Below are 14510 nucleotides of genomic sequence, written 5' to 3'. Positions count from 1 at the left end.
GACAGCAAAGGTTAACCGATAACTGTCTAGTGCCCCAACATGACTAAAGGGTTAGCCATGTTGGCAGTGATGAGACACACTAAGAGAGCCTCAATATGTGTTTGTCGTAAATGATTTTAACGACTAACTGACAGAGCGAAGTAATTGGTTTTGTTGATTGAAAAAGATTAGCTGCCTAACGGCAGCTAAAAAAATAACTATTGTCTATTGACGGGAAGAAGGTTCATATGTGTTAGCATTTATGTTAAGTGCTACTCTGTTTAACAAACCTGTAATACTTTATTAACGGAGTTAAAAAGAAAATAGCCACAAAGAAAGTGATATTTCCATAAACCAACATTTCATTTGTAGTGTACCCTCCTGCATTGAATTCATAATAAACAATCAATACAGTTATAGCAATTTGAACAATAATAATAAACAACCAAAAATGAGCGTTACTTATAACCTTTCTGGTTATTATGGCCGCACACGCTATTATAGTTAGAAAATCCAAAACAAAAGCGAAGACTGAGACTATTATGGGATGCTCTGGTTGTAAAATCTCTGGTTCTGTATAAAAAAGTAACAGTCTCTAATACTCGCAGATATTAATAGGAGCAACATACCTTTCCAAAAAATATTTTCTTTCATGGTTTAGTACCAGAAACCATAAGGAATATCGTTTGGGTCTTTAGGTAATTTAAGCCAGCCTTCAGCAGGTGAAACGTACTTTTTGATAAAATTCCTTCTTTTTGCTCCAGTAGGAGCTAGATTTGCTAGCATATTCAACAATCCTTCAGCCTCTTTAGACTCCCTCCCATAGGATTGAATTACATGCAGGGTATGCTCTCCTATATGCTTCATTTGCATCTTTTTCATTGCCAACAAATTGCCGATAAAGAAAGTGTGAGACTGACGCTATTCGTCCTGCTATACCAACTTTTTTTGTTATCTTACTTGCTGCATCCATACATTTATACTCCCTAAGTGATTAATAATACCAGACATAATGACTCCCCACGAGGTGCTAGCCTCCAATATCGTGGGTTAGCTAAAAGCCAGAGCCATAATTAGTTTGTTCATCGCGAATTGCGATAGGTAATTAACTAAAAGCGGAGGCTAGCATGAATAACCATAGCATAATTTTTATCGGTTTAGATACCCATAAATCATTTATACAAATCGCTGTTTTAAAAGATAATAGAGGCGAAAAACCACACAACCATGGCCGCATTAACTGCACTAAATCGGCCATCATCAAATTTGCTCGACAACTACAATCCAAATACCCGCAAGCAACCCTGCATTTTATTTATGAAGCAGGCCCTTGCGGTTATTGGATTTACCGATTGCTCACCAGCTTAGGCCATTGCTGTTATATCATTGCGCCATCACTTATCCCTAAAAAGGCGGGTGATAAAGTTAAAACCGATAAACGTGATGCCGCCAAACTCGCCAAGTTATTTAAAGCGGAAGAACTAACGACTATCTATGTACCTGAAAGCGAAGACGAAGCTATACGCGACTTATCTCGTGCCAGAGAAACCGCCATGAAAGATTTAAAAAATGCTAAGTTTCAGCTTAAAGGACTCTTTTTGCGTAACAACATTAAGCCACCAGTTAACGATAATTGGTCAAATAAACATTTACGTTGGTTAACTGAATTAGTCTTACCCCACCACAGTCAGCAAATTGTTTTGCAAGACAAATTTTTATGGAAAAAATTTGAACAGCTTTAGCTGGCCTATAGGTGAAATACATGGATGTATTTCATAAATGATACAAACCATTACTGAGCGCATCAATCGCGTGAAACGGCTTGATAATGAGCTACATCATCAAATACGAAATTGGCGTTTTTATCCGGTGGTCAAAGCCATTCAAGCATTACGCGGCATCAGAATGCTCGTTGCTGTTGGCACTATTGCAGAATTAGGGGATCTACGTCGTTTTGATCATCCCAGAAAACTCATGGCCTACCTTGGCTTAGTACCTAGTCAACACACCACATCCGATAAACGCAGGATGGGAAAAATAACCCATTGTGGTAATGGCCGTGCAAGGCGTTTATTAATTGAAGGTGCACAAACGTATAAACACAAAGCCAATATCTCCACTGAATTACAAAAGCGTCAAGAAGGATTAAGTAAAGAAATTGTCGATATCGCCTGGAAAGCACAGTTAAGGCTGTGTCGTCGATATCAACGGCTCATGCACAAAGGGAAACACCGTAACCTGGTGGTCACAGCCATCGCCAGAGAAATGATTGCCTATATCTGAGCAATATCTCGCGAAGTGGTCATCAGCCCTGTTAACCCCAAAGATAGAGTAGCGAGAATACCTGCATGATAAAAAGGTTAGAGTTAACGTATGTAGATCAAGCATCGGGTGTGACACAACCACCGAGGGCGTTAGGATGGCAAGGTTGCTAAGGTAACCTTGACCCACGAGCATAGATTGAAGACAGGTGTCACGACGGACTAAGTAAGGTAGGCGCTGTTAGCCAATAGGTTAATAATCCACGAATATCAGCATGATAACCGACGAATTTACTTGCTTCATCTACTGCGTTAACTCATTTACTGAGTAACAAACCAATTATGGCTCGAAAAAAAGCAGGAATTTTTACGGTTTTACTTGACGTGGGGAGTCATACCAACGCTAAGCTAAGCGGAAAAGTGCAGTTGGCTAAAATGTGCGAGGCACGAGCGCGAGCCAACTGTAATTTTTCCGTTTGAGCCCCTTGTTAGTGCTGCGTAACTCTCATACTCTTTCCATGCTTCAGCACAGTACTTGATATAGCTATAAATACAAATATATTAATTATAAGCACAAAAATCGTCTCACTATATTGATAGCCACCTAGCCTATATTCATAGTAATGAGTAACTAATAATAATAATAGATTTGCAAAAACTATTATGTTGTACATAAAAAAAGGCATTATATTAAAGTTAAATGCATAACTTGATAAAAGTAGAAGTAGTAATCCGCTTGCGACTAAGTTGCTGATATTGAGCCAATTAGGTGTATCTAATAAATTAAGGTTAAACAGCTTAATAAAATCATATAAATCATATAGGAAAAAAATTAAGAGTATAACCGTAATGAGCTTCCAGAAATTTCTTTTCATAGTTTTCCCAATTAATGCCAAAAACCATACGGAATATTATCGGGATTAGAGGGTAAATCCCTCCAGCCATTTTCATTAGCAATATATCTACGATTAAAGTTTCTTCGTCGAAGGCCTATACTTGGCAATCCCCCTAAGACGTTAAGTAGCCTAACAGCATCTGTAGAACTCCTACCCTGTTGGTTGATAGTTTTTATTAATACGGGATATAGCTCTCTATACACACTATTTGCCTTTTTTTTATCAATAAAAACTCCCGCGACAGCTGAGCCAATTGAGTAGAGTAGATTGAAAGGTGATGACATAAATTATTTCCTTATAATTAAGTAATATGAAGTGCAATATTATAGCACTAACGCCCTAATAATGGGCAAAATATAGTTGGCTAAAATTAGCGACGAAGGAGCAAAAAGCCAACTGTATTTTGTCCTTGTTAAACAGCTTGTCCTTGTTAAACAGCTTGATACTAATTGAGCCTTCTCCCCAAAGTTTAGCATTCGGCTAAACTTTAAGGCGACCAAACCAAAAGGAGAAAGCTCTATGAAATTCTACACTACTTTTCACCAATATTATTGTGGAATAGATCTACATGCACGACTTTTATACGTTTGTATTCTCGATAAACATGGTAATAAAATTCTTCATCAAAAGATAAAAGCCGATCCTAATCAATTACGAAAACTACTTAAACCTTATATCGGGCAAGTAGTTGTTGGCGTTGAATGTATGCATTGCTGGTATTGGGTCAGTGACTTTTGTCGTGAACTCAATATTGAATTTATTTTAAGTCATGCGCTTTATATGAAAGCTATTCATGGCGGTAAAGCTAAAAATGATAAAATTGATTCCTATAAAATTGCCAGTTTAATACGTGGCGGCAATTTTCCTTTAGCTTATAACTATCCACAAGAAACGCGTTCCACACGTGATTTACTGCGAAGACGAACGCACATCATGCGCCACGGCGCTGACTTAAAAGCCCATGTTATCAATACTGACAGTCAATATAACTTACCTGCTCAATCACTTAATTTAAAAAACGTCAGTGCTAGAGAAGGATTACGTCATCATTATGATGATCCCATCGTGCAACGCATGATTGAACTCGATATGAACATTCTCGATTGTTATATGCGAGAGCTTAAACATGTTGAATCCTTCATCGAAAACAAAGCTAAGCAACATTACGGCGCTCTACTTAATATTGTTCGTACATTCCCTGGTATTGGACAGATACTCGCATTAACCATTCTGTATGAAATAGGTGACATTAACAGGTTCCCAAGTGTTCAACAGTTTGCCTCTTATTCTCGGCTCGTTAAATGTAAAGCAGAATCAGCAGGTAAAGTGTACGGCACCAGTGGCAATAAAATAGGTAACGGCTATTTAAAATGGGCGTTTAGTGAGGCCGCCGTACTTTACCTTCGAGGTAATGATAAAGCGAAACGCTATTTGGCAAAATTACAAAAACGCATGAGCAAAGGTAAAGCGTTATCCGCATTAGCGCATAAAATAGGTCGTTGTGTCTATTTTATGCTACGAGATAAGCAGGTATTTGATGAAGACAAATTTTTAAAAGGTTAAGTCGCACAATGGCGCGAGCTGAACGTCTAACTGGATAATTAAGAGCATGTTGATAATTATTGCACCTGTAAGACAAAAGATAATTATTATGCCAAGTAGTTTAAGCCACATGGCTTGATTAGACTCGCCATTGGTGCGCATTATTGCGATAAGCAAAAGCGTTTACACCTTAACTGAGCCTGAAACTAACTGAACCTTGTTTAACCACAAGTAATCATATTGCTTGAGTAGTGCCAGATTAAGGTTAACCGATAAATGTCTAGTGCCCCTGTTTGCATTAAGGATAAACAAAACAGGCAGTGATGAGATCACACTAAGAGAGCCTCTATATGTGTTTGCCGTAAACGTTTGTTTAATGGCCTATCGACATAGCGAAGTAAATGTTGTTGTAAATTGCCAAACAAATAGCTGCCTAACGGCAGCTAAAAAAATACTATTGTCTATTGACGGGAATAAGGCTCATATGTGTTATACGTTTTTTAACTGGTTTAGAATTGTATTACAAGCACTGATTACTTCTGCTCTGTAGAACTCTATAGTTTCAGCTAACTCTTTATCTACTTTAGCGAGGAACTCAGGAGAACAATTGGCTCGTACATGCTTCAAAGGTAAATGATCAGTATCAGACTCAATTACACCAAATACGTGAAATTCAGTATCCCAACACTGCTCATATTTATTATTGCCAATTCGCCAGAGCCCTATGACATTATCTAAATAATCCTCATCACTCTCTAGTAATTTTGTAGCAAGTTTTATTGCATCATCAGACATTTAATAACACCAAACTCTAGAAACGTATAACGCCTTGCTAAGAGGCTAAAATGGTTGGCTTGCTTTTTTGCGGTACTTTGCAAAAAACGAGCAAACTGTTTTAGTCCTTTTGAGCAACTTGTTATGTGCTAACCACGAAAGTTCCATTTGGGTTTTAGCTTTTTAATTAATTGTATCTCAAGGTTTTCAGCTTCTTTAACAGTTGAAACAACTTGTATACTTATTTTAATAATCTGTTTATTTTTGAACATATTATCACCAGCAGAATAACCTCTAGCACTTTGACTTATACGGGTATAGTCTCTTAAACGTTTCCTAAACCCACCATTATTTCTTTCGGTAGCCTTACCTATGTAAACTAATTCCCCCTTTAATTCTCCTTTGTAAACACCAATACATTTATTGTACCGTGAGAAATCACAATTAGATTCATCTAACCATCCGACATATATCCACTGAGACATTCAATCTATACCTATATGCATTCTAATTTTTTTGATGCCTCTGTAAATCCCATTAAACTTCCTGAATAATAACGATGTCCATCAATAATTATATGTATTTCTTTTCCTTTTTTCATAGAATCCACTAAATTATGAAACATGTATGTTTCAAAGGAATTACTATATTCTGGGGCATTAGAGTTTTTTATCCATTTTCCATCATCGACTATTACTTTAAACAGAATACCTCTTGGATTAAGTCGTGATTTTAAAAATGTAACCTCTGCCTTCACCCCTCTACGGGAGCAGCTTAAAACTAACTCTCCCTCTCCTTGGTATAACTTAGTTCCAATATAGATTTTATCATTATTGTAAGATTGTTTTTCTACTCCAGACCACCAATCACTAGCAGAATAAGCAGGCTTTACAGATAAAAAAGCCATCAGCAAAAAAATATTTATTGATACAGTTTTCATAATATTAGCACTTCTTATATTATTATTGATTATATCGCTAGTACTCTAAAAAGATTTTAGAATACTAGCTTTTGACATAAAACTCTGGCACATAACGCCCACATTAAGAGGCGGATAATGCTTGGCTAAAATTTGCGAGGAACGAGCGTCAGCCAAGCGTTAGACGTCCCTTCCTTTAATTGCTTGTTAGGTGTACTTTCCACTCTCATGCCAAGCAGAAGATAAAAACTCTTTAGGAATTTCTTGCTCACTAGGATCATCAAAACCAAGCTCTTCCAATACATCAAACCATAAATCTCGTTTGGATTCTGGAAGCTTGAAACCACACCATGGGCAATAGCCAATTTCAATGCATGAGCTACCACCATCATGGATAATCAACCCGTATTCATCAAATTTAGCTGTGTAACTAATAAGCACATCAGGGCAATCAAATTCATAATCGTGCTGTTCACATTCTAGCGTCAGCTTCTGCTCCATTTGATTGCAACAATGTTTCATTTCCATGTACACCTAACGCCCACAATAATGGGCAAATATCAGTTGGTTAAAATAAGCGACGCAGGAGCAAAAACCAACTGTTATTTGTCCTGATTAATTTGCTTGTTAGCTAAATATGCACCTGACGGTTTTATAGATAACTCTTTAACTAAAGTTATTGCTTTTGATTTTTTATAACTTTTGATTGTTAAAAGCAGCTTACTTGATAGAATATTTTCGGATACCCATTCAACTTTCACTATTTCACCAAGACTGGATACTTTATAAACCTTATAATCAGCTGAATTATCAAGCTCTGATATGGAAAAATAATAATTATAGTTACAAATAATGTCGGTTTCAGAAACACAAGTAGCTGTGTAGTCAGGAACCTCTATATATTTAATCCAATGCTGTTTATCAAATGTTGTAACAACAGTTTTATTTAAATCATAAATATTTCCAATGGCAAATACTTTACTTGGTATATTTGTTATAGCAGTCAGTTCTTTTGTTGATGCAGCAGAACAATAAGCTGAAATTAAGAATACTAGCAAAATAGATACTTTCATTTTAGTTTACCGAAAAGTGAATGTGATCTTTATGCCCTGAGACTGAATGCGCGCTGCCAAGCTTTTTCTTTGTTGAGGGTCCGAAGTTCTCTCTTCTACCAGGAGCCGATTCGAATTTTTGCTGCATTGCATCTACTATGGCAGTTACTTCTTTATCTGTTCCATAACTCACTGACATTTTTTTGCCATTTATTCTTGATATATCTACAGCTTTCCCTTTTCCTTGTACATGGCGACTAGGAAATTTATGCGAATCATTTGCTGAGGAAATATAAATTTGTGAAAGTGTAAACCCTTTTGCGATATCTTTTTTAATACAATGTTGTAATGCTGTCAAAAGGGCTTGTTCGACATTTAAATTTGCTGAGTTTGCATGCCTTACGGTTACACCGTTAATAGATTGTGGAATTGATGCCATTTGTTTAAACCTCCTTGTTTTAAATTTAGCTAACGCCCTCGTTAATGGGCAAAATATAGTTGGCTAGAATAAGCGACGAAGGAGCAAAAGCCAACTGTATTTTGTCCTGATTTAACAGCTTGTTAGGCTTGCTGTTCATATGGAGCATTAAAATGAATATACAGCATCAATACAATACTTGGCGAAGCAATAAATAAACCATAACCGCCTGTGATTAATATGCATATAATTCCCAATGTAGCACCTATAACTCTAGGAAGCTTTTCAACATAATTATACATTATCCATTTAATAGAAATTTTAAAATAATAAAACCATGCCGTCCAAATCAGAGTACAAAGAACAAATTTCAGAATAATATTATCTTTGGTATTTGTGAAATTAAGAGGCTCAAAAAAAAGCTCATTAAATAAACCAGAAAGAGCTATCCAAGATAACACTAGACCCCAACAAGATAAGACGGTACATAGGAGGAATTTAAATAACCGCATTTTCATATGAAAGCCTAACGCCCACAATAATGGGCAAATAATGCTTGGCTAAAATAAGCGACGCAGGAGCAAAAAGCCAAGCTGTTATTTGTCCTGATTTATTTGCTTGTTATGTTTCAACTGCACCCATAATAACTAAAGTGATACAGATGAAGATAAATTGGTATGTAATTGATATTAAGGTGTATTTACTTTTACTACAACCACCATTTTTGACATACGCGATATAGGTAGTTTGTGAAATACGATCGTAGATTAACCAAAGAGGTAAGAGTATTAAAAAGCCAAAACTAATATGTTTTACTGATACAGAGGCTAATACCACAGCAAAAATATAATACGGAGCACCTATGACCCCAATCAAATATAGCTCCTTAGTAGAAACCTTACTCATCATCTTCCTTGAAACATAACGCCCTAATAATGGGCAAAAAATTGTTGGCTAAAATGTTGAGGAACGAAAACAGCCAACTGTTTTTTGTCCTTATTAATTAGATTGTTATATTGCAACTGTGCTAATTTAGTTTGGCTTGATTTCTTGATTGTTGCACAAAACATGACAACCACCAACAGCTACTTTATCAGTCGGTTTGAAACAAATATTGATAATGAAATCAGAGTTAACAGCAAAGCTATGATAATCAGGATTCCAAAGCCTAAACTCATACTTATTTACACCACTAAGCTTTGCAGCGATAAACACAAAACCAAATAGGTTTGCGTCAGCTGAGATAATTAAGTCTTGCTCAGAGTATTCCCACGTATTTTTAATACGAAAAAACCAACCGATAGTTAAACACAAAAAAACAAAAGCAGTATCGTTTAAAAACGCAGGATAGTGATTGAGTTGATTTAATTCAAATAACAATTTTGAAAGTACAAAAACCATTGCTACGAATATAACCATTTTCAATAATCGAATAGCGAAACTAGTTCCTTTTGGTGGATAATACTCCATGCCTACCTTTTGCAATATAACGCCCGCATAAGGGGCTGATAATTGTTTGCTAAAATGTGAAGCGAAGCGGAACCGAGCAAACTGTTAGCAGTCCCGTGCTTAATGCGCTTGTTATATGGCATTACCAAAATCAAGCTTACTTCCAATACCTATAACTCTATCATGGTGGTTTTCACACAACAGCCATTGTAAATTTTTAGATATTAAATAATATTCAAACGCAAAACACTCACCAATTATTTTTACAGCATTACTAATGGAACACTCAAAGATTGGATAATTTGGTAATTGATCATCTTCTACCATGAACCAAACAACTTCGTCTTTATCTGGAACAATTACAGGTAAACGTTTGTAGCCCAAACCATCACTAAATGATTTGGAGTTAGACTCAACATTGAATGATTCCCACCACCAACGACGATCGCCGCCTTTTACAAAGTGATTCAATAGATTTTTATATAAATCTTCATCATTAATAACCCTTACCACTGAAGATTCAAGAGATAAGTTTTTTATTGCAGTTGAGATTTCATCTAATACTTGAGACATATTCCTTTGCCATATAACGCCCTGTTAATGGGCAAAATTATGCTGGCTATACTGTGAAGCGGAGCGAAACCAAACCAGCGTAATTTTGTCCGCTTTGAACAGCTTGATACTAATTGAGCCTTCTCCCCAAAGTTTAGCATTCGGCTAAACTTTAAGGCGACCAAACCAAAAGGAGAAAGCTCTATGAAATTCTACACTACTTTTCACCAATATTATTGTGGAATAGATCTACATGCACGACTTTTATACGTTTGTATTCTCGATAAACATGGTAATAAAATTCTTCATCAAAAGATAAAAGCCGATCCTAATCAATTACGAAAACTACTTAAACCTTATATCGGGCAAGTAGTTGTTGGCGTTGAATGTATGCATTGCTGGTATTGGGTCAGTGACTTTTGTCGTGAACTCAATATTGAATTTATTTTAGGTCATGCGCTTTATATGAAAGCTATTCATGGCGGTAAAGCTAAAAATGATAAAATTGATTCTTATAAAATTGCCAGTTTAATGCGTGGCGGCAATTTTCCTTTAGCTTATAACTATCCACAAGAAACGCGTTCCACACGTGATTTACTGCGAAGACGAACGCACATCATGCGCCACGGCGCTGACTTAAAAGCCCATGTTATCAATACTGACAGTCAATATAACTTACCTGCTCAATCACTTAATTTAAATGATCTGGTCAAGCTAGGCCGCACACTTTCTCCTTACACTTTCAAACTCGATTGGCGACATATCGTTTAAGGTCGTATGTAATCGAACTGAGTTATAGTATTTGATGTATTTTTCAACATCGATTTTCATGCTTTCTCTTGTTAAGTGATAAACATTTAATAGCCATTCATTTTTCAAGCTTCCGAAGAACCTTTCAACTACAGCATTATCTAAGCAAGCCCCACAACCACTCATGGATGGTGTAATTCGATTAGCCCATAGCTGAGCTCGATAGCGCTTGCTGGTATATTGTGAACCTCTATCGCTATGGAATATTAAGCCTGCTTTGGGTTGGCGTAGGTTAATTGCCATCTGCATAGCTCTCATTGTTAAATCAACGGTCATACGCTTACTTAAAGCCCAACCAATAATACGGCGAGAATGTAAATCCATTACTACAGCTAGATACATCCAGCCTTGGTGAGTTCTCAAGTAAGTAATATCACCAGCCCACGTTTGGTTAGCGCTAGCTGGATTAAACTTACGCTTAAGCAAATTATCTGCAATAGCATGACTATGCTTTCGCATGGTCGTCACTTTGTAAGCTACTCGTTGTTTTACTTGTAAGCTGAGTAACTTCATCAAACTTTTTACTCGGAAAATTCCAATATTAAAACCTTCTTTGCGTAGCAGCTTCATCAAGGTTCTGGCACCAGCACTGCTTCGGCTATCATCAAATAGTCGCTTTATACGACGATATAGTCTTAGCTCATCTGGTGTGATGATTTTAGCTGGCCGCTTAAGCCAAGCGTAATAGGCTGAGCGACTCACTTTTAAAACATTACATAGCGCACTGATTGGAAAGCGCCATTGCTGCTCTTTAATATATTCGAACTTTACTTCATTTCTTTCGCAAAGAAGGCGCTGGCTTTTTTTAGGATTTCACGCTCCATTAGCAAGCGTTTGTTTTCTTTTCTAAGCTTAACCAGCTCAGCTCTTTCATCTTTACTTAATGTTTCGCCTGAAGCTTGCTTAGCAAATTTATCTTTCCAATTATAAAGCAGCTTCGTTGTAATGCCTAACGAGTTAGCAGCTTCGGTTACGCTATAACCTTGTTCTGTAACGAGCTTTACAGCTTCTTCTCTGAACTCATCTGTATATTTTCTTGGTTTTCTTCTTTGCGTCATTTTCACACCTTTATTGTTGGATTAATTATCCTTCATAAAAGTGTGCGGTGCTATTAAATCAGATCAACATTAACAGGTTCCCAAGTGTTCAACAGTTTGCCTCTTATTCTCGGCTCGTTAAATGTAAAGCAGAATCAGCAGGTAAAGTGTACGGCACCAGTGGCAATAAAATAGGTAACGGCTATTTAAAATGGGCGTTTAGTGAGGCCGCCGTACTTTACCTTCGAGGTAATGATAAAGCGAAACGCTATTTGGCAAAATTACAAAAACGCATGAGCAAAGGTAAAGCGTTATCCGCATTAGCGCATAAAATAGGTCGTTGTGTCTATTTTATGCTACGAGATAAGCAGGTATTTGATGAAGACAAATTTTTAAAAGGTTAAGTCGCACAATGGCGCGAGCTGAACGTCTAACTGGATAATTAAGAGCATGTTGATAATTATTGCACCTGTAAGACAAAAGATAATTATTATGCCAAGTAGTTTAAGCCACATGGCTTGATTAGACTCGCCATTGGTGCGCATTATTGCGATAAGCAAAAGCGTTTACACCTTAACTGAGCCTGAAACTAACTGAACCTTGTTTAACCACAAGTAATCATATTGCTTGAGTAGTGCCAGATTAAGGTTAACCGATAAATGTCTAGTGCCCCTGTTTGCATTAAGGATAAACAAAACAGGCAGTGATGAGATCACACTAAGAGAGCCTCTATATGTGTTTGCCGTAAACGTTTGTTTAATGGCCTATCGACATAGCGAAGTAAATGTTGTTGTAAATTGCCAAACAAATAGCTGCCTAACGGCAGCTAAAAAAATACTATTGTCTATTGACGGGAATAAGGCTCATATGTTAGGCATACTTTAGCCTTTTCTCCAGCTGTTTTATTAAACTCTGCCTGCCAATATTGGACGGTAAAGCTTTAAGTTTCTCTAATTCCTGTTCCAGATCGTGACGGTTTCTTACTTTAGCTTTAAATATATCACGCTCATATTCTCTAGCTTCTGAGGCAAGTTGCTCCTGAAGCTTTTTCCATTCTTTGGGTTTACTTTTAGGTGGAACAGGTATTTTGTAGCCTAGGTAATTAAGTTCTCCACCACATTCAGAGCAGATTGCTTTACCTGCAAATCTCGAAGACTTCCTGTTTGTGATTCTGCAACTAAAGCAGACCCAATTTCGATTGCTCATCCTGTATGCCTAACGCTCCGTTAAGGGGCGGATAATGCATGGCTATAATCGTGAGGAACGAACGTCAGCCATGCGTTAGACGTCCATGCCTTAAACGGCTTGTTATGTTTGAGATTAACTCAAACGGGCAATAATTTTTGCTGCCCACTTATCAAGTAGCTTTGCTGGTGCAAAAGATAAGCACAGACCTATTATTGGAAATAATGCCGTAAAAATTGCCGCCACAATTTTGTCCGTTTGGTCTTTAGTTGGAACACCATTGATTTCAATGGAAGCATTTGGGTCTAGCGCGGCTTGAGTAAAAACAAAGACCAAAATACTACCAACAAGTATCAATGTCCCACCGGCTAGGCGGCTTAACCCAACTACAATATCTACTTTTTTCTTTAAATCTTCTTCCATACCTGACTCAAACATAACGCCCCAAACACGGGCATATTTGATAATTAAAACCAAAGGTTACAACGTAATCACTAACCAGAACAACAATAAAAAGCGCGCAAAAATATGTCCCAGTGCTTTGGTTTGTTATGGCAAACGAGTTAGTCGCCACCATCAGATGAACCGCCGCCTCCATCGCCAAACCCACCAGAATCGGAGTGTTCACATGACGAGTCGGAATCGAACTCAAAACCTAAAAGAAATGAACCGTGGGTAAGCTTAGAAAGAATGGCAGCGATTATGAATAGAAATATCCCGAAGTATAACTCTTCACTAAACATTAGATAAATTGACCAAATGTAAAGACATAGATTGATTAAGGTAACGAACATCCTTGCTTATGGAGCTCCTTTTCTCGTGTGCCATAACGCTCCGTTAAGGGGCGGATAATGCATGGCTATAATCGTGAGGAACGAACGTCAGCCATGCGTTAGACGTCCATGCCTTAAACGGCTTGTTATGTTTGAGATTAACTCAAACGGGCAATAATTTTTGCTGCCCACTTATCAAGTAGCTTTGCTGGTGCAAAAGATAAGAACAGACCTATTATTGGAAATAATGCCGTAAAAATTGCCGCCACAATTTTGTCCGTTTGGTCTTTAGTTGGAACACCATTGATTTCAATGGAAGCATTTGGGTCTAGCGCGGCTTGAGTAAAAACAAAGACCAAAATACTACCAACAAGTATCAATGTCCCACCGGCTAGGCGGCTTAACCCAACTACAATATCTACTTTTTTCTTTAAATCTTCTTCCATACCTGACTCAAACATAACATCTTATTAGAAGGAAAAATTCCTTGTTTAAACACGGAATTATTCCTGCTTTCATGTTTTTTAAAACACATACAATACGCCTAGTTTTAATATTAATCAATTACTTATTATAAAAGCACTCAACTGGTTGATGTGTGAAAGGAGGAATTTTTCCTTATTTCACGCAAAATGAGAAATGCGCACCAAAACTGTACAAATACACAGTGCAAATTTACGATTTGACTTAAATGATTTTAGTTATTTTATTCAGCGAATATATACGAACTCAAAAGATAGAAATTAATTAAGTCATATGTTTGTTGGTGGATATACAACAGAAGGATTATGTTAAATAAAACAGAACACATAAAAAAGCCCTGAGTAATATCTCATTTAAGAATTACTCAGGGCACTATGATA

At 37.0% G+C, this 14510-nt stretch carries 16 protein-coding genes and 3 pseudogenes; 4 read left to right on the top strand and 15 right to left on the bottom strand.

What is annotated here, in order from left to right:
* Positions 1-636: 636 nt before the first annotated feature.
* A complete protein-coding gene (locus EMK97_RS01225) occupies positions 637-861 on the bottom strand; it encodes a hypothetical protein (protein WP_130598675.1) in 225 nt (74 codons plus the stop codon).
* A gap of 245 nt (positions 862-1106) precedes the next feature.
* On the opposite strand from EMK97_RS01225, the pseudogene EMK97_RS01220 reads away from it, so the two are divergent.
* Together EMK97_RS01220 and EMK97_RS01215 are read left to right on the top strand one after the other, a co-directional pair.
* Positions 1107-2331, top strand: a pseudogene (locus EMK97_RS01220) (IS110 family RNA-guided transposase).
* A gap of 1324 nt (positions 2332-3655) precedes the next feature.
* Positions 3656-4699, top strand: a complete 1044-nt coding sequence (locus tag EMK97_RS01215) for an IS110 family RNA-guided transposase (protein ID WP_130598673.1) — start codon at positions 3656-3658, stop codon at positions 4697-4699.
* Between the two features lie 468 nt (positions 4700-5167).
* Here the strand turns inward: EMK97_RS01215 and EMK97_RS01210 are convergent, their stop codons facing one another.
* The 10 genes from EMK97_RS01210 to EMK97_RS01165 all read right to left on the bottom strand — a co-directional run bounded on the left by EMK97_RS01210 (position 5168) and on the right by EMK97_RS01165 (position 9863).
* Positions 5168-5473: a hypothetical protein gene (locus EMK97_RS01210; RefSeq protein WP_130598671.1), complete on the bottom strand. Its 306-nt coding sequence runs from the start codon at positions 5471-5473 to the stop codon at positions 5168-5170.
* Between the two features lie 128 nt (positions 5474-5601).
* A complete protein-coding gene (locus tag EMK97_RS01205; RefSeq protein ID WP_130598669.1) occupies positions 5602-5937 on the bottom strand; it encodes a GIY-YIG nuclease family protein in 336 nt (111 codons plus the stop codon).
* Positions 5938-5948: 11 nt separating this feature from the next.
* The gene (locus tag EMK97_RS01200; RefSeq protein ID WP_130598667.1) at positions 5949-6392 is read right to left on the bottom strand and encodes a hypothetical protein; all 444 of its coding nucleotides are present in this window, start codon (positions 6390-6392) and stop codon (positions 5949-5951) included.
* Positions 6393-6578: 186 nt separating this feature from the next.
* On the bottom strand, positions 6579-6893 hold the full coding sequence (locus EMK97_RS01195; protein WP_130598665.1) for a DUF6980 family protein: 315 nt from the start codon (positions 6891-6893) through the stop codon (positions 6579-6581).
* An 80-nt stretch (positions 6894-6973) separates the two neighbouring features.
* Positions 6974-7444, bottom strand: a complete 471-nt coding sequence (locus tag EMK97_RS01190) for a hypothetical protein (protein WP_130598663.1) — start codon at positions 7442-7444, stop codon at positions 6974-6976.
* Between the two features lies 1 nt (position 7445).
* Positions 7446-7862, bottom strand: a complete 417-nt coding sequence (locus EMK97_RS01185) for a type 2 periplasmic-binding domain-containing protein (RefSeq protein WP_130598661.1) — start codon at positions 7860-7862, stop codon at positions 7446-7448.
* 122 nt (positions 7863-7984) lie between these two features.
* Positions 7985-8302, bottom strand: a complete 318-nt coding sequence (locus EMK97_RS01180; RefSeq protein WP_130598659.1) for a hypothetical protein — start codon at positions 8300-8302, stop codon at positions 7985-7987.
* A 160-nt stretch (positions 8303-8462) separates the two neighbouring features.
* Positions 8463-8717, bottom strand: coding sequence for a hypothetical protein (locus tag EMK97_RS01175; RefSeq protein ID WP_130598657.1), 255 nt, complete (start codon positions 8715-8717; stop codon positions 8463-8465).
* A 156-nt stretch (positions 8718-8873) separates the two neighbouring features.
* Complete coding sequence (locus tag EMK97_RS01170; protein WP_145963102.1) at positions 8874-9326, bottom strand: hypothetical protein; 453 nt, start codon at positions 9324-9326, stop codon at positions 8874-8876.
* Between the two features lie 96 nt (positions 9327-9422).
* Entirely contained in the window at positions 9423-9863 is a 441-nt protein-coding gene (locus EMK97_RS01165; RefSeq protein ID WP_130598653.1) for a DUF6756 family protein, read from the bottom strand.
* Positions 9864-10046: 183 nt separating this feature from the next.
* Between EMK97_RS01165 and EMK97_RS01160 the strand changes: the two are divergent.
* Positions 10047-10550, top strand: a pseudogene (locus EMK97_RS01160) (IS110 family transposase); the annotation flags it as partial.
* 6 nt (positions 10551-10556) lie between these two features.
* Here EMK97_RS01160 and EMK97_RS01155 read toward each other — a convergent pair.
* Positions 10557-11710 (bottom strand): IS3 family transposase gene (locus EMK97_RS01155; protein WP_130598651.1). Its coding sequence is split into 2 segments (ribosomal slippage): positions 10557-11452 and positions 11452-11710, totalling 1155 coding nucleotides; the frame shifts between segments, so codons are not numbered across the junction.
* Positions 11711-11775: 65 nt separating this feature from the next.
* On the opposite strand from EMK97_RS01155, the pseudogene EMK97_RS01150 reads away from it, so the two are divergent.
* A pseudogene (locus tag EMK97_RS01150) lies at positions 11776-12093 on the top strand (transposase); the annotation flags it as partial.
* 466 nt (positions 12094-12559) lie between these two features.
* Here the strand turns inward: EMK97_RS01150 and EMK97_RS01145 are convergent.
* From EMK97_RS01145 to EMK97_RS01135, 3 genes are all read right to left on the bottom strand, one after another.
* Positions 12560-12895, bottom strand: a complete 336-nt coding sequence (locus tag EMK97_RS01145) for a hypothetical protein (RefSeq protein ID WP_130598649.1) — start codon at positions 12893-12895, stop codon at positions 12560-12562.
* 114 nt (positions 12896-13009) lie between these two features.
* Positions 13010-13297, bottom strand: coding sequence for a hypothetical protein (locus tag EMK97_RS01140; RefSeq protein WP_130598647.1), 288 nt, complete (start codon positions 13295-13297; stop codon positions 13010-13012).
* Between the two features lie 508 nt (positions 13298-13805).
* Positions 13806-14093, bottom strand: coding sequence for a hypothetical protein (locus EMK97_RS01135; protein ID WP_130598645.1), 288 nt, complete (start codon positions 14091-14093; stop codon positions 13806-13808).
* Positions 14094-14510 lie beyond the last annotated feature (417 nt).

It is taken from the genome of Litorilituus sediminis (assembly GCF_004295665.1).
GTDB lineage: Bacteria > Pseudomonadota > Gammaproteobacteria > Enterobacterales > Alteromonadaceae > Colwellia > Colwellia sediminis.
Note: the sequence above shows the minus strand (reverse complement) of the source record. Positions and strands in the feature narration are given on the sequence as shown.

Coding starts and splice junctions, on each gene's coding strand:
- EMK97_RS01225 (WP_130598675.1), bottom strand. CDS start 861: ATGAAAAAGATGCAAATGAAGCATATAGGAGAGCATACCCTGCATGTA.
- EMK97_RS01215 (WP_130598673.1), top strand. CDS start 3,656: ATGAAATTCTACACTACTTTTCACCAATATTATTGTGGAATAGATCTA.
- EMK97_RS01210 (WP_130598671.1), bottom strand. CDS start 5,473: ATGTCTGATGATGCAATAAAACTTGCTACAAAATTACTAGAGAGTGAT.
- EMK97_RS01205 (WP_130598669.1), bottom strand. CDS start 5,937: ATGTCTCAGTGGATATATGTCGGATGGTTAGATGAATCTAATTGTGAT.
- EMK97_RS01200 (WP_130598667.1), bottom strand. CDS start 6,392: ATGAAAACTGTATCAATAAATATTTTTTTGCTGATGGCTTTTTTATCT.
- EMK97_RS01195 (WP_130598665.1), bottom strand. CDS start 6,893: ATGAAACATTGTTGCAATCAAATGGAGCAGAAGCTGACGCTAGAATGT.
- EMK97_RS01190 (WP_130598663.1), bottom strand. CDS start 7,444: ATGAAAGTATCTATTTTGCTAGTATTCTTAATTTCAGCTTATTGTTCT.
- EMK97_RS01185 (WP_130598661.1), bottom strand. CDS start 7,862: ATGGCATCAATTCCACAATCTATTAACGGTGTAACCGTAAGGCATGCA.
- EMK97_RS01165 (WP_130598653.1), bottom strand. CDS start 9,863: ATGTCTCAAGTATTAGATGAAATCTCAACTGCAATAAAAAACTTATCT.
- EMK97_RS01145 (WP_130598649.1), bottom strand. CDS start 12,895: ATGAGCAATCGAAATTGGGTCTGCTTTAGTTGCAGAATCACAAACAGG.
- EMK97_RS01140 (WP_130598647.1), bottom strand. CDS start 13,297: ATGGAAGAAGATTTAAAGAAAAAAGTAGATATTGTAGTTGGGTTAAGC.
- EMK97_RS01135 (WP_130598645.1), bottom strand. CDS start 14,093: ATGGAAGAAGATTTAAAGAAAAAAGTAGATATTGTAGTTGGGTTAAGC.